At 61.5% G+C, this 23,001-nt stretch carries 17 protein-coding genes; 6 read left to right on the top strand and 11 right to left on the bottom strand.

What is annotated here, in order from left to right:
• The 4 genes from PFAS1_RS09110 to hemE all read left to right on the top strand — a co-directional run bounded on the left by PFAS1_RS09110 (position 1) and on the right by hemE (position 9,173).
• Positions 1 to 1,605: an AAA family ATPase gene (locus PFAS1_RS09110; RefSeq protein WP_076028935.1), complete on the top strand. Its 1,605-nt coding sequence runs from the start codon at positions 1 to 3 to the stop codon at positions 1,603 to 1,605.
• 350 nt (positions 1,606 to 1,955) lie between these two features.
• The gene (gene gltB / locus PFAS1_RS09100; RefSeq protein WP_076028934.1) at positions 1,956 to 6,401 is read left to right on the top strand and encodes a glutamate synthase large subunit; all 4,446 of its coding nucleotides are present in this window, start codon (positions 1,956 to 1,958) and stop codon (positions 6,399 to 6,401) included.
• A gap of 33 nt (positions 6,402 to 6,434) precedes the next feature.
• Positions 6,435 to 7,853, top strand: a complete 1,419-nt coding sequence (locus PFAS1_RS09095) for an FAD-dependent oxidoreductase (RefSeq protein ID WP_008149580.1) — start codon at positions 6,435 to 6,437, stop codon at positions 7,851 to 7,853.
• 252 nt (positions 7,854 to 8,105) lie between these two features.
• Entirely contained in the window at positions 8,106 to 9,173 is a 1,068-nt protein-coding gene (hemE, locus tag PFAS1_RS09090) for a uroporphyrinogen decarboxylase (RefSeq protein WP_008149581.1), read from the top strand.
• Positions 9,174 to 9,346: 173 nt separating this feature from the next.
• Here the strand turns inward: hemE and PFAS1_RS09085 are convergent, their stop codons facing one another.
• Positions 9,347 to 10,621, bottom strand: coding sequence for an MFS transporter (locus PFAS1_RS09085; RefSeq protein WP_076028933.1), 1,275 nt, complete (start codon positions 10,619 to 10,621; stop codon positions 9,347 to 9,349).
• A gap of 118 nt (positions 10,622 to 10,739) precedes the next feature.
• Here PFAS1_RS09085 and PFAS1_RS09080 point away from each other — a divergent pair, with 118 nt between their 5' ends.
• Together PFAS1_RS09080 and PFAS1_RS09075 are read left to right on the top strand one after the other, a co-directional pair.
• Entirely contained in the window at positions 10,740 to 11,642 is a 903-nt protein-coding gene (locus tag PFAS1_RS09080; RefSeq protein WP_076028932.1) for a LysR family transcriptional regulator, read from the top strand.
• Between the two features lie 510 nt (positions 11,643 to 12,152).
• Positions 12,153 to 12,419, top strand: coding sequence for a DUF6124 family protein (locus PFAS1_RS09075; RefSeq protein WP_076028931.1), 267 nt, complete (start codon positions 12,153 to 12,155; stop codon positions 12,417 to 12,419).
• A gap of 274 nt (positions 12,420 to 12,693) precedes the next feature.
• Here the strand turns inward: PFAS1_RS09075 and PFAS1_RS09070 are convergent, their stop codons facing one another.
• The 10 genes from PFAS1_RS09070 to PFAS1_RS09025 are packed head-to-tail and all read right to left on the bottom strand — an operon-like array spanning position 12,694 to position 22,930.
• Entirely contained in the window at positions 12,694 to 13,920 is a 1,227-nt protein-coding gene (locus tag PFAS1_RS09070; protein ID WP_076028930.1) for a beta-ketoacyl-ACP synthase, read from the bottom strand.
• The gene (fabG, locus tag PFAS1_RS09065) at positions 13,920 to 14,648 is read right to left on the bottom strand and encodes a 3-oxoacyl-ACP reductase FabG (protein ID WP_008149595.1); all 729 of its coding nucleotides are present in this window, start codon (positions 14,646 to 14,648) and stop codon (positions 13,920 to 13,922) included. Before fabG ends, PFAS1_RS09070 begins: the two co-directional genes overlap by 1 nt.
• Positions 14,645 to 15,106 carry a hotdog family protein gene (locus PFAS1_RS09060; RefSeq protein ID WP_076028929.1) on the bottom strand — a complete coding sequence of 154 codons (462 nt, stop codon included), beginning with the start codon at positions 15,104 to 15,106 and terminating at the stop codon, positions 14,645 to 14,647. The genes fabG and PFAS1_RS09060 overlap by 4 nt, the downstream gene beginning before the upstream one ends.
• The gene (locus tag PFAS1_RS09055; protein ID WP_076028928.1) at positions 15,103 to 16,299 is read right to left on the bottom strand and encodes a beta-ketoacyl-[acyl-carrier-protein] synthase family protein; all 1,197 of its coding nucleotides are present in this window, start codon (positions 16,297 to 16,299) and stop codon (positions 15,103 to 15,105) included. Before PFAS1_RS09055 ends, PFAS1_RS09060 begins: the two co-directional genes overlap by 4 nt.
• Entirely contained in the window at positions 16,296 to 16,901 is a 606-nt protein-coding gene (locus PFAS1_RS09050; RefSeq protein ID WP_076028927.1) for a hypothetical protein, read from the bottom strand. The genes PFAS1_RS09055 and PFAS1_RS09050 overlap by 4 nt, the downstream gene beginning before the upstream one ends.
• On the bottom strand, positions 16,901 to 17,626 hold the full coding sequence (locus PFAS1_RS09045) for a class I SAM-dependent methyltransferase (protein WP_076028926.1): 726 nt from the start codon (positions 17,624 to 17,626) through the stop codon (positions 16,901 to 16,903). The genes PFAS1_RS09050 and PFAS1_RS09045 overlap by 1 nt, the downstream gene beginning before the upstream one ends.
• Positions 17,623 to 18,870 carry an NAD(P)/FAD-dependent oxidoreductase gene (locus PFAS1_RS09040; RefSeq protein ID WP_076028925.1) on the bottom strand — a complete coding sequence of 416 codons (1,248 nt, stop codon included), beginning with the start codon at positions 18,868 to 18,870 and terminating at the stop codon, positions 17,623 to 17,625. The genes PFAS1_RS09045 and PFAS1_RS09040 overlap by 4 nt, the downstream gene beginning before the upstream one ends.
• Positions 18,857 to 20,014, bottom strand: a complete 1,158-nt coding sequence (locus PFAS1_RS09035) for a cation:proton antiporter (RefSeq protein ID WP_076031511.1) — start codon at positions 20,012 to 20,014, stop codon at positions 18,857 to 18,859. The genes PFAS1_RS09040 and PFAS1_RS09035 overlap by 14 nt, the downstream gene beginning before the upstream one ends.
• Complete coding sequence (locus PFAS1_RS09030) at positions 20,014 to 22,353, bottom strand: MMPL family transporter (protein WP_076028924.1); 2,340 nt, start codon at positions 22,351 to 22,353, stop codon at positions 20,014 to 20,016. Before PFAS1_RS09030 ends, PFAS1_RS09035 begins: the two co-directional genes overlap by 1 nt.
• The gene (locus tag PFAS1_RS09025; RefSeq protein ID WP_076031510.1) at positions 22,337 to 22,930 is read right to left on the bottom strand and encodes an outer membrane lipoprotein carrier protein LolA; all 594 of its coding nucleotides are present in this window, start codon (positions 22,928 to 22,930) and stop codon (positions 22,337 to 22,339) included. The genes PFAS1_RS09030 and PFAS1_RS09025 overlap by 17 nt, the downstream gene beginning before the upstream one ends.
• Between the last annotated feature and the right edge of the window lie 71 nt (positions 22,931 to 23,001).

Here is a 23,001-nt window from a genome sequence, read left to right as displayed (position 1 = left end):
ATGACTAGTTTGCACGCCGACGAGGCTTTCCTCGGCCATTACCAGTTGAGTCATGACCCTTTTTCTCCACGGGTGCCTGGCTTCAAATTCTTTCCGGCCCAGCGCAAACCGGTGCTGGGGCAACTGCATCACCTGGCGCGCTACAGTCAGTTGTTGCTGGTTGTCACCGGCCCGCAAGGCAGTGGCAAGACGCTGTTGCGTCAGGCCCTGGTGGCCAGCACCAACAAACAGTCGGTGCAGAGCGTGGTGGTTTCCGCCCGTGGCGCCGGTGATGCGGCCGGCGTGCTGCGTCAGGTGGCCCAGGCGCTGAACGTCGCCCAGGCCGAGATCGGCGCGATTCTGGCCCAAGTGGTGCAACTTGCGTTGACGGGGCAGGAAGTCTATTTGCTGGTGGATGACGCCGAGCAGCTTGACGAATCCGCGCTGGAAGCCTTGCTGGCCCTGGCTGCCGGTGCACCGGAAGGTCGCCCGCATGTGTTCCTGTTCGGCGAGTCGTCGCTGATTGCTCAACTGGATGCGCTGAGCCTCGAGGAAGAGCGTTTCCACGTCATCGAGTTGCAGCCTTACACCGAAGAAGAAACCCGCGAGTATCTGGAACAGCGTCTCGAAGGCGCCGGCCGGGGTATCGAACTTTTCACCGCAGATCAGATCTCTGATATTCACGAAAGCTCCGACGGTTGGCCTGGCACCATCAACCAGGTTGCCCGCGATGCAATGATCGAAGCCATGATTGCCAGCCGCTCAGCGGTGAAGCGTCCAAGTATGGGGTTCAACATGCCGAAGAAACACGTATTGGCGATTTCCGCCGTTGTCGTGGTCGCGGTAGCCGCCGCCTGGTTGATGCCGGGTCGCAGCAAAGCACCGACCACCGGCGCACCTGCCAATGAACAGGCGCAACTGCCGCTCGGCCAGGGCACGCCACAACCTGACAGCGGCGGCGCGCCTGCCGTCGAATTCGCCGGTAACTCGCAGCCGATGCCATTGCCGCTGGTCGGCAACTCGCAGCCGGTCATGCGCGGTCCGCTGGCCGAAGCCGCCGGTGGCATCACCGAAGGCGATGACGGTGTGCCGGTCGAAGGTTCGAGCGCTACACCGCCGACCGTGACGACCACCGCGCCGCCTGCGGGCATCCAGCCTGGCCCGGCACCGACACCGGCACCTGCCGCCAAGCCTGTGCCTGCGCCGACTCAGGTCGCGACGGCCAAGCCAGTCCCGGTTGCGCCTGCCGTGAAGCCGGCTCCCGCTCCAGTGCCAGCCAAGCCAGCCGCCGCAGCCGCCAAGCCTGCCGAGAAACCAGCCACCGTGGCCAAGGCTGCGGGCGGCACCTGGTACTCAGCGCAAGCGCCGGGTAACTACGTGGTGCAGATCCTCGGCACCAGTTCCGAAGCGGCCGCGCAATCCTTCGTCAAGGAGCAGGGCGGCGAGTACCGTTATTTCAAGAAAGTCCTCAACGGCAAGCCGCTTTACGTCATCACCTACGGTAGCTTCGCCAACCGCGATGCAGCCGTTACCGCTATCAAGGCCTTGCCAGCGAAGGTTCAGGCTGGTAAACCTTGGCCTCGCACTGTCGCCAGCGTCCAACAGGAACTGGCAACAACTCGCTGAAGATTCGGCGGCCTTACCCAGGCCGCCTCTCCAAGCACCTCAAAATTTCTACAAGCGCATGCCGTCTCTACAGACCGCGTGCCTTGTGGTGTCTGCGTCACAGTAGTCTTTGAGTCGTTGCGGTCAAAATTAAAAAAGTTTTGACTAGCACAGCATATCGCTTTAAACCTTTCACAAATGCGACATAGATTTGCGACAGTTCGTCGTCAAATTTGTGAGCCTCCGTGTCGGTGTGTACAATGACCTCCCTTTTGCCCCCGCAAAGCTGGCGTACGTTCGGCGCGGATGGTAAGTGGTTGAATTGAAAAGAAATTTGCCTCGACAAGAGGCAGCCTGGTGAGAAAGTGTCTATGAAAGCAGGTCTGTACCAACCAGATGAATTCAAGGATAACTGCGGTTTCGGCCTGATAGCCCATATGCAGGGCGAGCCCAGTCATACCCTTTTGCAAACGGCCATCGAGGCCCTGACCTGCATGACCCACCGCGGTGGGATCAACGCCGACGGCAAGACCGGTGACGGTTGCGGTCTGCTGATTCAAAAGCCGGACGTGTTCCTGCGAGCCATCGCCCAGGAAACCTTCGGCGTCGAACTGCCCAAGCAATATGCAGTGGGCATGGTCTTCTTCAACCAGGACCCGGTCAAAGCCGAAGCCGCTCGCGAGAACATGAACCGCGAGATCCTCGCTGCTGGACTGACCCTCGTCGGCTGGCGCAAAGTGCCGATCGACACCAGCGTCCTCGGTCGCCTGGCCCTTGAGCGCCTGCCGCAGATCGAACAAGTGTTCATCGCCGGTGATGGCCTGAGCGATCAGGACATGGCCGTCAAGCTGTTCACCTCCCGTCGTCGCTCGTCCGTGGCCAACGCCGCCGACGCCGATCACTACGTCTGCAGCTTTTCGCACAAGACCATCATTTATAAAGGCCTGATGATGCCGGCGGATTTGACCGCCTTCTATCCAGACCTCAGCGACCAGCGCCTGCAGACCTCGATTTGCGTGTTCCACCAGCGCTTCTCGACCAACACCCTGCCGAAATGGCCGCTGGCCCAGCCGTTCCGCTTCCTCGCGCATAACGGCGAGATCAACACCATCACCGGTAACCGCAACTGGGCCGTGGCCCGTCGCACCAAGTTCACCAATGACCTGATGGACCTGGAAGAACTCGGCCCGCTGGTCAACCGTGTCGGTTCCGACTCCTCCAGCATGGACAACATGCTCGAGTTGATGGTCACCGGTGGCATCGACCTGTTCCGTGGCGTGCGGATGATCATTCCGCCTGCGTGGCAGAACGTTGAAACCATGGACCCGGACCTGCGTGCGTTCTACGAATACAACTCGATGCACATGGAGCCGTGGGACGGTCCGGCCGGCGTGGTCATGACCGACGGTCGTTACGCGGTGTGCCTGCTCGACCGTAACGGTCTGCGTCCGGCGCGTTGGGTCACCACCAAAAACGGTTTCATCACCCTGGCCTCGGAAATCGGTGTCTGGAACTACCAGCCTGAAGACGTGCTCGCCAAGGGCCGCGTTGGCCCGGGTCAGATCTTTGCCGTGGACACCGAAACCGGCCAGATCCTCGACACCGATGCCATCGACAACCGCTTGAAGTCGCGTCATCCGTACAAGCAATGGCTGCGCAAGAATGCCCTGCGCATCCAGGCGACCATGGAAGACAACGACCACGGTTCGGCCTTCTACGACGTTGACCAGCTCAAGCAGTACATGAAGATGTACCAGGTCACTTTCGAAGAACGTGATCAGGTGCTGCGTCCGCTCGGCGAGCAAGGCTACGAAGCCGTCGGCTCGATGGGCGACGATACGCCGATGGCCGTGCTGTCCCAGCGCGTGCGCACGCCGTACGACTATTTCCGCCAGCAGTTCGCGCAGGTCACCAACCCGCCGATCGACCCGCTGCGTGAAGCCATCGTCATGTCGCTGGAGATCTGCCTCGGTGCCGAGCGCAATATCTTCCAGGAGTCGCCGGAACACGCCTCGCGCGTGATCCTCAGCTCGCCGGTCATTTCCCCGGCCAAGTGGCGCTCGCTGATGAACCTCGATCGTCCGGGCTTCGAGCGCGCGATCATTGATCTGAACTACGACGAAAGCGTCGGCCTCGAAGCGGCGATCCGCAACGTGGCCGATCAGGCTGAAGAAGCCGTGCGCTCCGGTCGTACCCAGGTCGTGCTGAGTGACCGTCACATTGCCCCGGGCAAGTTGCCGATCCACGCTTCCCTGGCCACCGGCGCGGTGCACCATCGCCTGACCGAAAAAGGCCTGCGTTGCGACTCCAACATCCTCGTGGAAACCGCGACGGCTCGCGATCCGCACCACTTCGCCGTGTTGATCGGATTCGGCGCCTCGGCGGTCTATCCGTTCCTGGCCTACGAAGTGCTGGGCGACCTGATCCGTACCGGTGAAGTGCTGGGCGACCTCTATGAGGTGTTCAAGAACTACCGCAAAGGCATCACCAAAGGCCTGTTGAAGATCCTGTCGAAGATGGGTATCTCGACCATCACTTCGTACCGCGGTGCGCAGCTGTTCGAAGCCATTGGCCTGTCCGAAGAAGTCTGCGAGCTGAGCTTCCGTGGCGTGCCAAGCCGCATCAAAGGTGCGCGTTTCGTCGACATCGAAGCCGAGCAGAAAGCCCTGGCGGCCGAAGCCTGGAGCCCGCGCAAGCCAATCCAGCAGGGCGGTTTGCTGAAGTTCGTCCACGGTGGCGAGTATCACGCGTACAACCCGGACGTGGTCAACACCCTGCAAGCCGCTGTGCAGCAGGGCGACTACAGCAAGTTCAAGGAATACACGGCGCTGGTGGACAACCGTCCGGTGTCGATGATCCGTGACATGTTCAAGGTCAAGACCCTGGACACGCCGCTGGACATCAGCGAGATCGAACCGCTGGAATCGGTGCTCAAGCGCTTTGACTCCGCGGGTATCTCCCTCGGCGCCTTGTCGCCGGAAGCTCACGAAGCCCTGGCCGAAGCGATGAACCGCCTCGGTGCGCGTTCCAACTCCGGCGAAGGCGGCGAAGATCCGGCGCGTTACGGCACCATCAAGAGCTCGAAAATCAAACAAGTCGCGACTGGCCGTTTCGGTGTGACCCCGGAATACCTGGTCAACGCTGAAGTGTTGCAGATCAAAGTCGCTCAGGGCGCCAAGCCCGGCGAAGGTGGTCAGCTGCCTGGCGGCAAGGTCAACGGTCTGATCGCCAAGCTGCGTTATGCAGTGCCGGGCGTGACCCTGATCTCGCCTCCACCGCACCACGACATCTATTCGATCGAAGACTTGTCGCAGCTGATTTTCGACCTGAAACAAGTCAACCCGAAGGCCCTGGTCTCGGTGAAGCTGGTTGCAGAAGCGGGCGTCGGCACCATCGCTGCCGGTGTGGCCAAGGCCTACGCGGACTTGATCACCATTTCCGGCTACGACGGCGGTACCGGTGCATCGCCGCTGACCTCGATCAAATACGCGGGCGCCCCGTGGGAACTCGGCCTGGCCGAAACCCACCAGACCCTGCGCGGCAACGATCTGCGCGGCAAAGTGCGGGTACAAACCGACGGTGGCCTGAAAACCGGCCTCGACGTGATCAAGGCAGCGATCCTCGGCGCTGAAAGCTTCGGCTTCGGCACCGCGCCAATGATCGCCCTTGGCTGCAAATACCTGCGCATCTGTCACCTGAACAACTGCGCCACCGGCGTCGCGACTCAGAACGAGAAGCTGCGCAAGGATCACTACATCGGGACCGTCGACATGGTGGTGAATTTCTTCACCTACGTCGCCGAAGAAACCCGTGAGTGGCTGGCCAAGCTGGGCGTGCGCTCCCTCGAAGAGTTGATCGGTCGTACCGATCTGCTGGACATCCTCGAAGGCCAGACCGCCAAGCAGCAACACCTGGACCTGACGCCGTTGCTGGGCAGCGATCACATCCCGGCGGACAAGCCTCAGTTCTGCCAGGTCGACCGCAACCCACCGTTCGACAAAGGCCTGCTGGCCGAGAAAATGGTCGAGATGGCCACCTCGGCCATCAACGACATGAGCGGCGCCGATTTCGCGCTGGATATCTGCAACTGCGACCGTTCGATCGGCGCGCGGATCTCCGGTGAAATCGCTCGCAAGCATGGCAACCAAGGCATGGCGAATGCGCCGATCACCTTCCGCTTCAAAGGGACGGCCGGTCAGAGCTTCGGCGTGTGGAACGCTGGTGGCCTGAACATGTACCTGGAAGGCGACGCCAACGACTACGTCGGCAAAGGCATGACCGGCGGCAAACTGGTCATCGTTCCGCCCAAGGGCAGTGTCTACAAGACTCAGGACAGTGCCATCATCGGCAACACCTGCCTGTACGGCGCCACTGGCGGCAAGCTGTTCGCCGCCGGCACCGCAGGCGAGCGTTTCGCGGTGCGTAACTCCGGTGCTCACACGGTTGTGGAAGGCACGGGCGATCACTGCTGCGAGTACATGACCGGTGGTTTCGTCTGCGTATTGGGCAAGACCGGTTACAACTTCGGCTCAGGCATGACCGGCGGTTTCGCCTACGTGCTCGACCAGGACAACTCCTTCGTTGACCGGGTCAACCACGAACTGGTGGAAATCCAGCGGATCAGCGGTGAGGCGATGGAAGCCTATCGCAGCCACCTGCAACGCGTGCTGAACGAATACGTCGAGGAAACCGACAGCGAGTGGGGTCGTAACCTCGCTGAAAACCTCGATGACTATCTGCGTCGTTTCTGGCTGGTCAAGCCCAAGGCTGCCAACCTGAAATCGTTGCTTTCCAGCACCCGTGCCAACCCGCAGTGATATGCGCCTGAAGAGTTTGATGAGGTTTTAACAATGGCTGAACGTCTGAATAACGACTTCCAGTTCATCGATGTCGGGCGCAAGGATCCGAAGAAGAAACTGTTGCGTCAACGCAAGAAAGAGTTCGTGGAGATCTACGAACCCTTCAAACCCCAGCACTCGGCCGATCAGGCCCACCGCTGCCTGGGTTGCGGTAACCCGTATTGCGAATGGAAGTGCCCGGTGCACAACTTCATTCCGAACTGGCTGAAGCTGGTGGCCGAGGGCAACATCCTCCAGGCTGCCGAGTTGTCGCACCAGACCAACACCCTGCCGGAAGTCTGTGGCCGGGTGTGTCCGCAGGATCGTCTGTGCGAGGGTGCCTGCACCCTCAACGACGGTTTCGGCGCGGTGACCATCGGTTCGGTCGAGAAGTACATCACCGACACCGCGTTCGCCATGGGCTGGCGCCCGGACATGTCCAAGGTCATACCGACCGGCAAGCGTGTTGCGGTGATCGGCGCAGGCCCGGCAGGCCTGGGCTGTGCCGACGTGCTGGTACGCGGCGGCGTGACCCCGGTGGTGTTCGACAAGAACCCGGAAATCGGCGGCTTGCTGACCTTCGGCATCCCCGAGTTCAAGCTGGAAAAGACCGTGCTGAGCAATCGTCGCGAAGTCTTCACCGGCATGGGCATCGAGTTCCGCCTGAACACCGAAGTGGGCAAGGACGTGACCGTCGAGCAACTGCTCGAAGAATACGATGCCGTGTTTATGGGCATGGGCACCTACACCTACATGAAGGGCGGCTTTGCCGGTGAGGATTTGCCGGGCGTGCATGACGCGCTGGATTTCCTGATCGCCAACGTCAACCGCAACCTGGGCTTTGAAAAGTCGCCGGAAGATTTCGTCGACATGAAAGGCAAGAAGGTGGTGGTACTGGGTGGCGGCGACACGGCGATGGACTGCAACCGTACGTCGATTCGCCAGGGCGCCAAGTCGGTGACCTGCGCTTATCGTCGTGACGAAGCGAACATGCCGGGCTCGCGCAAAGAGGTGAAGAACGCCAAGGAAGAAGGCGTGAAATTCCTCTACAACCGCCAGCCGATCGCGATCGTCGGTGAAGACCGCGTCGAAGGCGTGAAGGTGGTCGAGACCCGTCTCGGCGAACCGGACGCCCGTGGCCGTCGCAGCCCCGAGCCGATCCCGGGTTCCGAAGAGATCATCCCGGCTGACGCCGTGGTCATCGCGTTCGGTTTCCGTCCGAGCCCGGCGTCGTGGTTCGAACAGCACAGCATCCAGACCGACAGCCAGGGCCGCGTCGTGGCCCCGGAGCAAGGTCAGTACAAGCACCAGACCAGCAACCCGAAAATCTTCGCCGGTGGCGATATGGTTCGCGGTTCTGACCTGGTAGTGACGGCGATCTTCGAAGGCCGCAACGCCGCCGAAGGGATCCTGGATTACCTGGGCGTCTGATCACTTCCTGAGATTGGAATACGGTCAAAATGTGGGAGCGGGCTTGCTCGCGAAGACGGAGTGTCAGTCAGCATTGATGTTGCCTGACACACCGCTTTCGCGAGCAAGCCCGCTCCCACAGTTGTTTCTCGGTGTTGCGAATACAGTGTTCCACCGCGACAAATTGCCCCGATAGACAAAAGGCTGACCTGCAACCGTGCCTTTTGCGTCGCGCTCTGAGAAAATGCCCGCACTTTTTTTCCGGATGCCGACATGACTGCCCTGAAGAACGACCGTTTCCTTCGCGCCCTGCTCAAGCAACCCGTAGACGTCACCCCCGTGTGGATGATGCGTCAGGCCGGTCGCTACCTGCCGGAATACCGCGCCAGCCGTGCCAAGGCCGGCGACTTCATGAGCCTGTGCATGAACCCGGAGTTCGCTTGCGAAGTCACGATGCAGCCGCTCGACCGCTACCCACAACTGGACGCGGCGATCCTGTTCTCCGACATCCTGACCATTCCCGATGCCATGGGCCAAGGCCTGTACTTCGAAACCGGTGAAGGTCCGCGCTTCAAGAAAGTCATCAGCACGATGGCGGACATCGAAGCGCTGCCGATTCCTGATCCGCACAAAGACCTCGGCTACGTCATGGACGCGGTCAGCACCATCCGCCGCGAACTGAACGGCCGTGTGCCGCTGATCGGCTTCGCCGGCAGCCCATGGACCCTGGCCACCTACATGGTCGAAGGCGGCTCGTCGAAAGACTACCGCAAGACCAAAACCATGCTCTACGACAACCCGCAAGCCTTGCACCTGTTGCTGGACAAACTCGCGCAGACGGTCACCAGCTACCTCAACGGCCAGATCATGGCCGGGGCGCAAGCGGTGCAGATCTTCGACAGTTGGGGTGGCAGCCTTTCGGCGGCGGCGTACCAGGAATTCTCCCTGGCCTACATGCGCAAAATCGTCAGCGGCCTGATCCGTGAGCACGAAGGCCGCAAAGTGCCGGTCATCCTGTTCACCAAGAACGGCGGCCTGTGGCTCGAAAGCATTGCTGACGCTGGCGCTGACGCATTGGGCCTGGACTGGACCTGCGACATTGGCAGCGCCCGTGATCGCGTCGGCAGCAAAGTCGCCCTGCAAGGCAACATGGACCCGACCGTGCTGTACGCCAAGCCAGAAGCCATTCGCACCGAAGTCGGCCGCATCCTCGCCAGCTACGGGAAGGGCAGCGGCCACGTGTTCAACCTTGGCCATGGCATCACGCCCGAAGTCGACCCGGAACACGCCGGCGCCTTCCTGCGCGCGGTGCATGAACTGTCGGCGCAGTATCACGAGTGATCGTCTCCCAATAAAAACGCCCGGCTTATGCCGGGCGTTTTTGTATGAGATATCAGATCGTACGCGGTCAAAATGTGGGAGCGGGCTTGCTCGCGAAGACGGAGTGTCAGTCAGCATTGATGTTGCCTGACACACCGCTTTCGCGAGCAAGCCCGCTCCCACAGGGTTTTGCTTCAGGCTTTTACACCGCCTAATGGCGGCAACTTCGCCAGTTTCAACGCCACCAACAGCGCAATCACCAGCAACCCGCCAATAAACAACCCGATCCCGTTCCAGCCACCCATGTGCCAGAAAAACCCGCCAGCCGTCCCCGCAATGCTCGAGCCGGCGTAATAGCTGAACAGATACAGCGACGACGCCTGCCCCTTGGCTTTGATCGCCCGACGCCCAATCCAGCTACTCGCCACCGAATGGGCGCCGAAGAAACCGAAGGTAAAGATCAACATGCCGATGATCACCAGCGGCAGCGGCGTCAACATGGTCAGCGCAAGGCCGGCGATCATCAGCACGATGGTCGCCCACAGCACTTTGCGACGGCCGAGCTGGTCGGCCAACGAGCCGATTTTCGCTGAGCTGTAGATACCCGACAGATACACCACCGAGAGCAGCCCGACGAAGGCCTGGTCCATGTGGTACGGCCCGGCCAGCAGGCGATAGCCGATGTAGTTGAAGAGGGTGACGAACGCGCCCATCAGCACGAAGGCTTCAAGGAATAGCAGCGGCAGGCCGGCGTCACGAAAGTGCAGGGTGAAGCCGTCAATCAGGCTACGCGGGTGCAAAGAGCGGGCGCGGAAGTTGCGCGACTCGGGAAGGATTTTCCAGAACACCGCCGCCGCGATCAGGGCCAGGCCGCCGATTACCAGCATCGCCGTGTGCCAGCTGACAAAGTCGATCAACACCCCAGTGATCAAGCGTCCGCACATCCCGCCAATCGCGTTGCCGGCGATGTACAAACCCATGGCCAGGCCAATGTGCTGCGGGTGGATCTCTTCACTCAGGTAAGTCATGGCGACCGCTGCCAGGCCGCTCAATGACAACCCAATCAGCGCCCGCATCACCAGCACGCCGTGCCAGCTCGGCATCATTGAACTGGCGATGGTGCAGAGCGCTGCGGCGAACAGCGCGGCGACCATCACCGGTTTGCGCCCGATGCGATCGGAGATCGGGCCGGTGATCAGCAGGCCGATGGCGAGCATGCCGGTGGCGACCGACAGGATCAGGCTGCTCTGGGCGGCGTTGATGGCGTACTCATGGGACAGCAGCGGCATCATCGGCTGCACGCAATAAAGCAGGGCGAAGGTCGCGAAGCCGCCGCAGAACAGCGCCAGCACGGTACGCATGAACATTGGCGTGCCTTTTTCGATGTAGATCTCCTTTAATTCGGCGATAACATCGTCCACCGCGGCGGGCGGAACTTCATGAGCGAGTGGGGCGACAGCAGTTTTCACTTCAGACCTCGGGACAAGCAGCCGGTCAGGCAATGAAAAAAGCATATAGCCGCCTAATGATTCAATCCAATATATTGTTCGACCTGTTTGATAGGTTTAACGACCTAATGGAGTTTTCATGGAATTGCGTCACCTGCGCTACTTCATCGCCGTCGCCGAAGAGCTGCACTTCGGCCGCGCCGCCCAGGTGCTGGGCATCTCGCAACCACCGCTGAGCCAGCAGATTCAGGCGCTGGAACAAGAAGTGGGAGCGCGGTTGTTCGAACGCACCAATCGTCGGGTGGAGCTCAGTGAAGCCGGCCGGTTGTTTCTGGAAGAGGCGCGGCTGGTGCTGGCGCAGGTCGACAAAGCGGCGGATGTTGCACGGCGGGCGCAGTTGGGTGAGCTGGGCGAACTGAAAATTGGCTTCACCTCGTCGGCGCCATTCAACTCGACTATTCCACAGGCGATCTTTTCATTTCGTCAGCGATTCCCGGCGGTGCACCTGAACCTGCGGGAGATGAGCAGCACCCAGGTCGCCGATGCGTTGGTGGAGGAGTCGATCGAAGTAGGAATCATGCGACCGCTTGGGTTACCGGACTCGCTCAGCGTGGTGGAACTGATGCGTGAGCCACTGGTGGCGGTGCTCAGCTCCAAGCATCCATTGGTGAACGACAGCGAAGAGGGCTTGTTTCTGTCGGCCCTGGCCCTCGAGCCCTTCGTATTTTTCCCGCGCAGTTATGGCAGTGGTTTGTACGCACAATTGCTCAGCCTGGCTCGGGATGCCGGTTTCAGCCCGCACTTTGCCCAGGAGGCGGGCGAGGCGATGACGATCATTGGTCTGGTGGCGGCGGGGTTGGGTGTTTCGGTGCTGCCGGCGTCTTATCAGCGGATGCGCATCGATGGGGTGGTCTATCGGCCACTGCTCGATCCTGAGGCCGTGTCGGCAGTGTGGCTGGTACAGCGCAAGGATCAGAAGTCGCCGATGGCCAAGGCGTTTGTGGAGTTGTTGACGCGTAAGGTTGAGCCGTTGAAGGCGTGACTGCTTCGCAGTCATTCGCGAGCAAGCCCGCTCCCACAGGGTTCAGCGGTGTGAACACCTGTTTCGGCGCGCTGCTGGACTTTGTGGGAGCGGGCTTGCCCGCGAAAGCGTCCGCAAGTCCACCAAAAAAGCTGCAGTTGCCTATGCCAAAGCGGACGCTTCGCTGAAGGGTGTAAGACATTTCCGAACTACCTTGAACAGGCCACAGCGCCTTGCGGCATTGCCTACAACTACTCCAGAATCCGCCGGCTTGTGCGCTTTGGGGGCCATCGGTAACTTCGTTCGCATCACTGATTTCCAGTGATCGGGTTTAGTAGCCCGTGTTTACCCGTGGCGTGTAGCGCATCAGATTGTCAGGTATCCCCATCCCTGTACTTTATGGTGGCTGTGCGTAGGGTGCTCTCGAGCGCGCCGGTCTCACGGGTCCCCGGTCTACTAACCTGCGCACAGCTACCACCTCATCTTATTAGTAGGGATGTGGTGGTAGCTCTAATCTCCAGGACCCGAATGATGCGTGAATATAAATCGAACTCACCGGACACCGATCCGGATGCTCCACGCCAACCAAGCAAAATCTTCCTCATCGCCCCCAATATCGACAATCACACCCTGCTGGCATACGCCTGTGAATCCCTGGCATCAGCCAACGTCATGGCGAGCGATTTCGCGAGGTCTCTGGAGGGATCGCAAAGCAACACACTGCTGGGGATTCAGCAGTCGATCATGCTGGGGGAGCTGGCGGTGAATCGGGTGCTGGATAACCTCGATCCATCCTAGTGCGTCAGGGCGCTAACACTGCCTGCTTTCCCGAGAGGGGCTTGTGAGACTCTGAGGATCCTGGGTAACCAGCCATCGCAGAGCCAGACAGGGCCGGGGCTATGTCGAACCGACCTGTTTGAGACGGCGCTATTGTGGCGAGGGAGCTTGCTCCCGCTGGGTCGCGAAGCGGCCCCAAAAGAAAGGACTGCTACGCAGTCCAGCGGGAGCAAGCTCCCTCGCCACAGGTTATTCATTGCTCGCAGCGTTTATTTATCTGCCGGGCATTGCCTCGTTACGACCAGCGCCGGAAGATCAGCGATGTATTAACCCCGCCAAACGCAAAGTTGTTGTTCATCACGTATTGGTTGCTCATCTGCCGGAACTCGCCGCGCAGGTAATCGAGTTTGCCGCAGTGCGGGTCGACGTCGTCGAGGTTGAGGGTGTGGACGTACAGGTCGCGGTTCATCATTTCGATGCTGAACCAGGATTCCAGCGCACCGCAGGCTCCGAGGGTGTGACCGAGGAAGCTCTTTTGCGAGCTGATCGGCATGTGCTCGCCGAACAACGCGCTCGTTGCCAGGGTTTCGGCAATGTCGCCCTGTTCAGTGGCCGTGCCGTGACCATTCACGTAGCCGATGTCGGAAGGCTGCAGCCCGGCGTCTTCCAGCGCCAGCTCCATGGCCCGGCGCATGGTGACCTGCTCTGGGCGGGTGGCGTGCTGGCCGTCGGCGTTGCTGCCGAAACCGACGAGTTCGGCGTGGATGTGCGCACCGCGAGCCAAGGCGTGTTCGAGTTCTTCAAGCACCAGCATGCCGCTGCCTTCACCGATCACCAGGCCATCGCGGCCACTGTCGTAGGGGCGCGGGGACGTCTGCGGCGCATCGTTTTTCAGGCTGGTGGCGTAGAGCGCATCGAAGACCATCGCTTCAGTGGGGCACAGTTCTTCGGCACCGCCGGCGAGCATCAATGGCAGGCGACCGAACTTGACCGACTCGTAGGCGTAACCGATGCCCTGACTGCCACTGGTGCACGCGCTGGAGGTCGGGATCAGCCGACCGGTGAGGCCGAAGAAGATGCTGATGTTCGCCGCCGTGGTGTGCGGCATCATGCGCACGTAGGAGTTGGCGTTCAGGCCCTCGGCCACTGAGTTGAGCAGCATGTTGCCGAACGCCTTGATCTCGTCGGTGCTGCCGGTGGATGAGCCGCAGGAAACGCCCATGCGCCCGTCCTTGATCGATTCGTCACCCAGCAGACCGGCATCGGCCAATGCCTGTTCTGCCGCGCCGACCGCCAGGCGTGAAACCCGGCCCATGCTGCGCAATTGCTTGCGGGTCCAGTGGCTCGGCACTTTGAAATCATCGATCGGCCCCGCCAGGCGCGTATTGAGTTCGGTGAAGCGATCCCACTCGTCCATCCGGCGGATACCGCTGCGGTTGGCCGCGAAGTTGGCGACGATGGTGGCCCAATCGCTGCCCAGTGAGGTGATGCCGGCCATGCCGGTGACGACGACGCGCTTCATCAGCACAGGCCTCCGTTAACGGCCAGAACCTGCCGGGTGATGTACGACGCTTCCGCCGACATCAGGAAATTCACCGCGCTGGCCACCTCTTCCGGGGTACCCATGCGTTGGGCGGGGATCATCTTCATCATTTCTTCCACCGGCACGTTTTCATCGAGCATCGCGGTGTCGATCAAGCCGGGTGCGACACAGTTAACGGTAATTTTGCGCTTGCCCAATTCAATCGCCAACGCCTTCGCCGCGCCGATCAAACCAGCCTTGGAGGCGCTGTAGTTGACCTGGCCACGGTTGCCGATCAACCCGGACACCGAGGTGATGCAAACAATCCGTCCGGCCGCGCGACGGCGAATCATCGGCATCATCACCGGGTGCAGCACGTTGTAGAAACCATCGAGGTTGGTGCGCATCACCACGTCCCAATCATCCTCGGTAAGGGCTGGAAAGGCACCGTCGCGCGTCAGGCCGGCGTTCAGCACTACGCCGTAATAGGCGCCGTGGGTTTCCACGTCGGCTTCGAGAATGGCTTTGCAGTTGGCGCGATCGGACACGTCGAATTGCACAATGCGTACGTTGCGCCCCAAGGCTTCGATTTCCGCCTTCACGGCTTCTGCGTCCGCCAGGCCGCTGCGGCAATGCAGCACGATGTCATGCCCGGCCTGGGCCAGGCGCAAAGCGATAGCGCGGCCGATGCCACGGCTGGAACCGGTGATCAGTACGGATTCAGTCATGGCTGGGTTCCTTGGGTTTCATGAAGGTATTGGGCGGCCTGAGGCGGACGGAACACGTTCAGACGAGCGGTAGCGTGAATGCCGGGGGCGGTGATGTGGCATTCGAACACGCCCATGCCGTTGTCGTCTTCCAGTGAGCGGATGCCGTGGATGGTCAACTCGGTGCCGACGGGGAAGTGCTCGACGTTGCACTCGAATTTGCGGGTGCCGAGCAGAAACCCCAGCTCCACCGCATCGCCTCGCTGGCGCGCGTGGCAACCGGCATAGGCGGCGACGCTCTGGGCCATCAGTTCGATGCCGACCCAGGCCGGCAGGCTGCCGTCCGGGCGGCTGAACAGGCCATCGGGTTTGACGGTGAGGCGGGTGTAAATCTGCTCGTCATCGAACGACAGGATCTGTTCGATGAAGATCATGTCGCCAGCGTGCGGCAGCAGCTCGGCGATCGGCCAGTCAATCATGGGGCGTCTCCGATAATCAGGCTGACGTTGTTACCACCGAAGGCAAAGGAATTGCTCATCAGATAGCGAGGTGCAATGGACGTCAGGCGATCGGCCGGGGTCACCCATTTCAGGGCTGGCAAATCGGGGTCCGGTTGGCCGTCCCAGACGTGGGGCGGCAGGGCGTGCTCGCGGTTGCCTGCACTCAGGCTCAACCAGCAGAACGCCGCTTCCAGCGCGCCGGCCGCACCGAGGGTGTGGCCGGTCATGGGTTTGGTCGACGAACACGGCACCCCCGCCGGGAACAACGTCGCCACCGCCAGGCTTTCCATGGCGTCGTTGTGTTGGGTGGCGGTGCCGTGCAGGTTCAGGTAATCGATCTGCTGCGGTTGCAGTTGGGCGCGGCTCAAGGCTTTGCGCATCGCTTGCAGGGCGCCGCGGCCGGTCGGCTCCGGTGCGGAAATGTGGTGGGCATCGGAGCTGGCGCCACTGCCGAGCAGGGCAATCGGCTGGCTGTCGCCGACATTTTTGCTCATCAAAAACAGCACCGCCGCTTCGCCAATGTTGATGCCGTTACGGTTCACCGAAAACGGGTTGCAGCGTTGCCCGGACACCGCTTCCAGCGCCGAGAACCCATTGAGGGTCAACTTGCACAGGCTGTCGACACCGCCGCACAGCACCGCGTCGCAAATGCCCAGGTCCAGCAGTCGCTGCGCACTCATCAGCGCTCGGGCGCTGGAGGTGCAGGCCGTGGAAATCACATAGGCCGGGCCGCTCAATTGCAGCCAGTCGGCGAGGAAGTTCGCCGGGGCGCCGAGTTCCTGTTGCTGATAGTCGTAACTGGCCGGGAACTGATGCTCGCGGATGTAATGGGCCAGGCCGCGACTGGCTTCGTCGATGCCCGAAGTGCTGGTGCCCAGGACGATACCGATGCGGTCGCGGCCGTAGGTCTGGATCGCCTGGTCGATGTCTTCGCGAATTTGCAGCGCGGCTTCCAGCAGCAATTGATTATTGCGGGTGTTTTGCGGCGCAAGCTCGGCCGGGATCGGTGCCAGTTCGCCTTGGACTGCGGCCACAGGCAACGACCGTTCTGCCACCCAGCCAGCCTCATCACGCATGCCCGAACAATCACCGGCAAACAGGTTACGGGCGACTTCGGACTTGTCACGGCCCAGGGCGCAGATCACCCCGAGGGCATTCAGGTAGGCCGTCATGGCGTCTCCCCGCTGAGCGGCGTGACTTGATATTTCGGGCCTTTGGGCAGGTTCAATTCAAAGCTCATGGGTTGTGAGTAGCGGACTTCCCAGTGCGCTGGCAAGGACCGTTGCGAGCCATGCTGCCACGCGGCGGGATAGTTGCCCGACAGTTCATCTTTTGGGGTCAGCGCAAACAGCAGCGCCGCGAACAGCTCTCGCGCTTCCGGATTGGGCGGCAGCAGACCGTCAGCCTGCCACTTGCCATCGACCAGTTTCTGGCGTGCCTGGGGAATGCCCAGCAAGTCCATCATCGACCAGCGAATGCCAGGGCCTTCACGCTGGATCACCAGCACCCAGTCCTGCCGTTGGTCGGCCACCAGACGCTGGATGTGCAATTGCAGCGGCAACGACAGGTTCGGGGTTTGCTCGGGCAAAGGCGCCCGGCTGGCACAGGCACTCAGCAACAGGACCGCGCCAAGCAGCAGAAATCGCAGAATGCTTACTATCCCTGTGGGAGCGGGCTTGCTCGCGAATGCGGTCTTACATTCACCAATGATGTCGACTGACACACCGCTTTCGCGAGCAAGCCCGCTCCCACAGGTTTGAGTTGCACTGAACATCACACAACACCCTCAAGAGGTTTGCGCGCGACCACATTGACCAGGGTTTCTTCCCGTTGGCCGAAGGGCTTTGGCCGGCGCAGGCCCAAGCGTTCAAACAGGCCGAAATCCTTGGCGCGGCTCCACCACAAGTATGGATAAGACACATTCTGCGAGCCGAGTTCGAAACCCTGCTGGCGAATCATGTCCAGGTACCCGGCGGCGCTCTTTTGCACGTGCATCGGATGACGGAACAACCAGCGGATCACCCAAGTATCAATGTAAGCCTCGGTGGATTCGGCGAACAGCAGATAGCCACCGGGTTTGAGCACGCGGTAGAACTCGGTCAGTGCCTGTTGTTGCTGCACCAGATGATGGAAGGTCTGGTGGCAGAACAGCAAATCGACGCTGGCGTCCGGGACGTTGATGCTCGCGCAGTCGCTGCCGATCAACTCCACCGCCATGCCCTGGCGGACGGCTTCTTCGCCGGCCAGGTTCAGGCTGTGCGGGTCGGCGTCCAGACCGATCAGGCGCTGGGGCGCGAAGGTCTGGCGCAGGTACTGGAACGACTTGCCCTGACCGCAACCGGCATCCAGCAGCACCGGGTTGCTCGGCGGTGTTTCGCTGAACAGGCTGCGCAAATCGGCGATTGCCACGCGCAAAACATGGTGCTGCCAGGTGTGGCTGCGCAGGAACCAGAAACCGAAGCGGGTCTCTTCGACGTAGGTGTCGCTCAAGTAGCTCATGTGGCGTCCTTTGCACAGAGCTCCGAGAGCATCCGCAGCCGACGCTTGGGTTCGGTGACGAACGGATTACGCTCGTCCCAGGCATAACCAGCAAGGATCGAACTGATCATGCGGCGAATATCCGGCGAGCCGCCCTCGAAATAAATCACATCCTGGAACGTCCCGGCGTACCAGCCTTCGACGTAGCAACGGAACGTGTCGACGCCGCGCTTGAGGGGGATGGCGAACTCAGTCTGCCAATCGACACTTTCGCCTTGCAGTTGGCGATGCAGCACCGCGGCGGCCATGCTCGCCGAGCGCATGGCGATGGTCACGCCGGAGGAGAACACCGGGTCGAGGAATTCCGCCGCGTTGCCGAGCAGGGCAAAACCTGGCCCATGGAGGGTTTTGACGTTGGCCGAGTAGCCGCCGATGGTTCGGGCAGGCGTGTCCCACACGGCGTTGTTCAGCACACCGGCCAGGCTTGGGGTTTCAGCGATGAACCCACGCAGGCAATCGTCCAGGTTCTCCATGCGGCCTTCGAAGTGTTCGGCTGCCGCGACCACGCCCACCGAACAACGGCCGTCGCTGAACGGGATGGTCCAGAACCAGATGTCGCGGTGGATCGGATGGGTGGTGATGAGGATTTTTTCCCGTTCGAAGGCCGGGTTGTCGATGTGGTCTTCGACGTGGGTGAACACGGCCTGGCGCACCGGGAAGTCCGACGGCGCTTCAAGGTCGAGCAGGCGCGGCAGCACACGGCCGTAGCCGCTGGCATCCAGCACGAAATCGGCTTCGACGCGGTACTGGCTGCCGTCTTCGCGAAGCACGTCCAGTTGCGGTTTCGCCAGGGTGAAATCGACGCTGACGATGGCTTCGCCGTAACGAACGTCCACCCCTTGCAGCGCGGCCTGATCGGCCAGCAGCTTGTCGAAATCGGCCCGCTGGACCTGGAAGGTGGTCGGCTTGCCATTGCTGAACGTCTCGCCGAAATCAAAGGCGCTGTATTGCTCGCCCCAAGCGAATGCCGCACCGTTTTTCAACTGGAATCCGGCGGCATTCACCGCCTCGAGCATGCCCGCTTCTTCGACGAAATCCAGGCAGTGGGACAGCAGGCTTTCACCGATGGAAAACCTTGGGAAATGCTGGCGTTCGATCATCAATACGTCATGGCCTTTGCGCTTGAGCAGCGCGGCGGCGATGGCGCCCGATGGACCTGCACCGATCACCACGACCTGACGATGTTCCATTTCAACTGTTGGCACGGGAGCTCCTTGCCGGGACGGCGATGTTCAGAGGGGTTCGGTGCATACCGGCGAGTGCCGGCAGCAGTGTCGCGATCAGGCCCATCACCATCAGCGCGAAGTACAGCGCCGGGGTGATGAGTTGTTGTTGCAGCAGCAGGTTGAGAAAGACGATCTCGCTCAACCCACGAATATTCAGCAAGACGCTTTCGCGCCAGCGGCTGGCACCCTCAAACGAGGCGCCGGCCCAGCCGAGGCCCAGCCAGTTGCCCAGCAGCTTACTGGCAATCGGGAACAGCAGCAGTGCCGCCAGTTGCACCCAACCGAGGCTGGCCATGGCCGCGTGGACATTGATTTGCACGATGCCGAACGTGAGGATCAGCGGGATCGCGATATACGTCTGCAAGTGACTCATCCAGATCACCGGCAACGGCAACACCAGCGGCACTTTGAGCGCGGCCATCCACAGCAGGTAACCGATGCCGAAAATCAGCGCATTGAGCTTGAAGTGTTCCGCCACGACCAGCAGCGCGAAGAAGCACACGCTGTGCAGCAATGGCTGGCGCAAGCGCAGCAGACGCAGCAGCAGCGGCAGGCAGGCGCCGGCCAGCGGCAGTAACAGGCTGCTCAGGTGCAGGCTGCCCTGGGCGATGGCAAACAGGGTCCAGCAAGTGAGGTCGATGAGGATCGCGGTCTGCACCAGTCGCCGGGTAGCGGCAGGTGGGTACTTGATGTGCCGCAGGTACAGATACAACACCGGAATCGCGGTGATGGCGAACAGCAGGCCGACCGCCAGCGAACTGATCCAGGGTTGCGGCGGCAACAGCCAGACCGCTGTCGCGAGGCCGCAGGCAAACGGAATGCAGAAACTCGGCAGGGCGATTTTCAGGCTTTGACGGTCAAGTCGCAGGTCAATCACGTCACTGAGAATGTGCCCCAGCAACAAGGCAAAACCCAGGCTGTAGAGGTTTTTCAGCCAGACCGGCGCGACCAGTGCGGCGCCGCTCAATTGCCATTGGGGCTCGATCCAGAAGTACATCAGCAGCGGCAGGCCGAAGGTGGCCAGCAGCAACTGGCTGACAATCGGGATCACGCCGAAGTGACGACCGACACGGGTGGCCACGGCGAACAGCGCCAGGGCCATGATCCAGAACACGACGATCATCATGTCGCCGACTCCGTGACCGGGGCAACGTGAACCTGGCGTCCGGCCCATGGCGCAAGAATGAAACTGAATGCCAGCCCCAGGCTCACCGACAGACCGAAATTGCTCACCGCCGGGGTGCTGGACACCGCCAGCAAACCGAACGACAGCCAGGTGGTCAGCGCCGCCAGCAAGGTGCCCAGCAGGCTCACGGCAGCGCCGCCGACCTGCTCACGCATGAGGATCGCGTAATCGACGCTGATGGCCGTCACCAGCAGCAGGCCGAACAGGCTGAACAGCGTCAGCGGTTGGCCCATCCAGCCGAGACTGGCCAGGCTGCACAGTGCGGCCAACAGCGGCAGGGCGACGATTCGCAGGGCGCCGCCGAAACCGAACGGCAGGATCAGCACCAGCACGATCAACACGCAGGAAGCGAGTTTCAACTCTGCGGCACTGATCTGGGTGTCGGCGAACACCTTGTTCAACTCACCGAGGCGGTCCACCAGTTCCACGCCCGGCAAATCCAGCGCCTGGACGCGCAGCAGAGAGGGGTTGTTCAAGCCTTGCAGACTGACCATCGCCGCTACGCCGTCCTCGGTCGGTCCCAGCCACAGCGGGCGATAGGGCTCGGCCAACGGACCGACCAGCGCCGCGTCGATGTCTTCGGTGGGCATCGCCTGCAATTTCGTAAGCTCAGCTTGCAGCGCCTCGGCCGGCACGCCGACATCGAGCAGCGGTTGCCAGAACTGCGGCAACTTGTTCAGCGCTTCACGCACTTTGCGCTGTTCGGTGGGTTGGCTGACCAATTGATTGAGCGACAGATAACCCTGGAGTTTGTCCAGGTTGACCAACTGATCCAGCCGCTCGCTCAGCGCGGTTTGGCGTTCCAGCAATTGCTGCTGATTGGCCGCGCGCACCAGGAAGAACTGGCTGGTGGGTTGATAGCCGGTGATGCGTGCAATGGTTTGTGCTTCGTCAGTCAGTTGCTGCGGTGCACCGACCCATTGGCGAATGTCGTTTTTGGTCTCGAGCTGCAACAGGCCGGCCACACAAAAGGCGATCAGCAGCGCCAGCAGCACCGGCGTGCTCGCGAGTTTGAGCAGCGCTTCACGCCGCCCCAGCAAATACTCGGCTACCCGCAGCGGCCACTGCGCTGGACGCAAATCTGCGCCCTTGAGCAGTGCCGGCAGCAGGCACACCGCGGACAAATAAGCGCCGAGCAGACCCGCGGCAGAGAACACGGCGATTTGGGTCAGCGCCGGGAACGGTGTCCAGGCCAGGGCCAGGTAACCGATGCAACTGGTGATCAGGCTCAGCGTCAGGCCCGGCAATGTCAGGCGCAGGGCCGGCCAACTGTGCCAGGGTTTCAGGCTCCAGCTCTTGGACAGGTAATGCAGCGGGTAATCGACCGCTACGCCGATCAGGCTCGAACCGAGCACCAGTGTCATCACATGCATCCGGCCGAACAGCGCCACACAGGCCACCGCGCCGAAGAGCATGCCGACCAGCACCGGGACGAAGGCCAGCAACACCCGCCAGCGCCGGAAGGCCAGCAACAACAGCAACAGAATGCCCGCCGTGGCGCCGCCACCGACCCAGGTCATTTCCCGGGCGGCTTGCTTTTGCCCACTGGCCGCATAGAGCAAACCGCTGGCGGCAAGCAATTGGACGTTGGCCTGGGCGGCTTCTTCACGGCTGTGCTGGAGCAGGTCGGCCACTTGCAGCGGCAGGTTCATGTCGAAGGCGTTGCCCGTGGTGCGCGAGCGTAGCAGCACCCAACTCTTGCCGTCGGCATCGGCCACCAGCGCACCGCTGCCGATGTCCAATTGCACCGAACCGCGCTGCGGCTGGCTGTTCTGGATGCGTCCGGTCAGGCCCAGCCAGTCATCCTGGCTCGGCACCAGACTGAAACCGGTGAAGGGGTCGAACAGCGCTTGGACTCGCTGCTGGATAAAGGCGTCGGGATGCTCGATCAGTTGCTGTCGGTCAGCCGCTGACAACATCGCGAGTCGGCCATTGAGCAACTGCGTGCGCAGCGCCGGCAAGTCGGCTTGCAGGTTCCACTGGACCTTCTCGAACAAGCCGCTCGCCTGCCATTGCTCACCCAGTTTCTGCGCCATCGCGACCGCTTGCTGGCGATCGGTGTGACCGACCAGCACCAGCATTTCGCGGTTCAGTGGTTCTTGCATGCGCTGTTCGGCGCGCAGTTCCAGCGGGTCTGGCGCCGTGCCCGGCACCAGTTCCATCAGGTTGGCCGACAGCGGGGCACCGTCACGCCATTGCCAGCCGGCGAGCGCAAGCACCGCCAGCAGCAGGATCAGAAACAGCCATGGAAGCTTCCGTTCACTCGGCAAAGTCATGTTGCTCCGCGTCGCTCAACGGTTGGGCGCTGGTGACGTCCTGCATGCGCAAGAGGGTGCTGTCGCCTTGGGTTTCGAGCAGCTCGATGCTGTGCACCAGTTCGCCGCCGGCAATGTTGATCTGCGTGAACACCTGCTTGAGCAGCATGGAGCGCGGGGTCAGCGTCAGCTTCCAGTTCTGTGCATCGCCGCTCAGTGAAAGCTCGAAATCCCGTTGCAGCCCGCTGCTGTCGCCTTGCAGGACGGCAAGGAACAAACGGTTCTGCTCGGCGCCGGCACTCTTGCTCGGCAGCATCTGCCAACCGCTGGCGTCACGCCGGGCAATGCCTTTGTCGCTGATGCGGTAATCCTGTTGCAGGGGGCTTTTCAGCAGCCAGAGCAAACCGTGGTTTTTAGCGAGGACGAAAGTGCCCTTGCTGGTCAGCGGCTGGGGCAGGGCACGCAGGTGTTTTTCCTGGATAAAGCTGCCATGGATCACGTCAGGTTTTGCCAATTGATCGCTGAGCTGTTGCAGATCGAATGCATGAGCGATCGATGACAACCCGAGCAGCACCAACGCAGCAATGCATCTGAACACTGAACGTGGCGAGCGAGCTTGCTCGCGCTGGGCTGCGTAGCGGCCCCAAAATTGGCGGGTTTGTGAGTGCT

Origin of the sequence: Pseudomonas frederiksbergensis (genome assembly GCF_001952935.1) — a bacterium.
Taxonomy (GTDB): Bacteria; Pseudomonadota; Gammaproteobacteria; order Pseudomonadales; family Pseudomonadaceae; genus Aquipseudomonas; species Aquipseudomonas frederiksbergensis.
Note: the sequence above shows the minus strand (reverse complement) of the source record. Positions and strands in the feature narration are given on the sequence as shown.

Coding starts and splice junctions, on each gene's coding strand:
- PFAS1_RS09080 (WP_076028932.1), top strand. CDS start 10,740: ATGGAATTGCGTCACCTGCGCTACTTCATCGCCGTCGCCGAAGAGCTG.
- hemE (WP_008149581.1), top strand. CDS start 8,106: ATGACTGCCCTGAAGAACGACCGTTTCCTTCGCGCCCTGCTCAAGCAA.
- PFAS1_RS09045 (WP_076028926.1), bottom strand. CDS start 17,626: ATGAGCTACTTGAGCGACACCTACGTCGAAGAGACCCGCTTCGGTTTC.
- PFAS1_RS09055 (WP_076028928.1), bottom strand. CDS start 16,299: ATGACGGCCTACCTGAATGCCCTCGGGGTGATCTGCGCCCTGGGCCGT.
- PFAS1_RS09060 (WP_076028929.1), bottom strand. CDS start 15,106: ATGATTGACTGGCCGATCGCCGAGCTGCTGCCGCACGCTGGCGACATG.
- PFAS1_RS09070 (WP_076028930.1), bottom strand. CDS start 13,920: ATGAAGCGCGTCGTCGTCACCGGCATGGCCGGCATCACCTCACTGGGC.
- PFAS1_RS09035 (WP_076031511.1), bottom strand. CDS start 20,014: ATGATCGTCGTGTTCTGGATCATGGCCCTGGCGCTGTTCGCCGTGGCC.
- PFAS1_RS09050 (WP_076028927.1), bottom strand. CDS start 16,901: ATGTTCAGTGCAACTCAAACCTGTGGGAGCGGGCTTGCTCGCGAAAGC.
- PFAS1_RS09110 (WP_076028935.1), top strand. CDS start 1: ATGACTAGTTTGCACGCCGACGAGGCTTTCCTCGGCCATTACCAGTTG.
- PFAS1_RS09095 (WP_008149580.1), top strand. CDS start 6,435: ATGGCTGAACGTCTGAATAACGACTTCCAGTTCATCGATGTCGGGCGC.
- PFAS1_RS09030 (WP_076028924.1), bottom strand. CDS start 22,353: ATGACTTTGCCGAGTGAACGGAAGCTTCCATGGCTGTTTCTGATCCTG.
- gltB (WP_076028934.1), top strand. CDS start 1,956: ATGAAAGCAGGTCTGTACCAACCAGATGAATTCAAGGATAACTGCGGT.
- PFAS1_RS09075 (WP_076028931.1), top strand. CDS start 12,153: ATGCGTGAATATAAATCGAACTCACCGGACACCGATCCGGATGCTCCA.
- fabG (WP_008149595.1), bottom strand. CDS start 14,648: ATGACTGAATCCGTACTGATCACCGGTTCCAGCCGTGGCATCGGCCGC.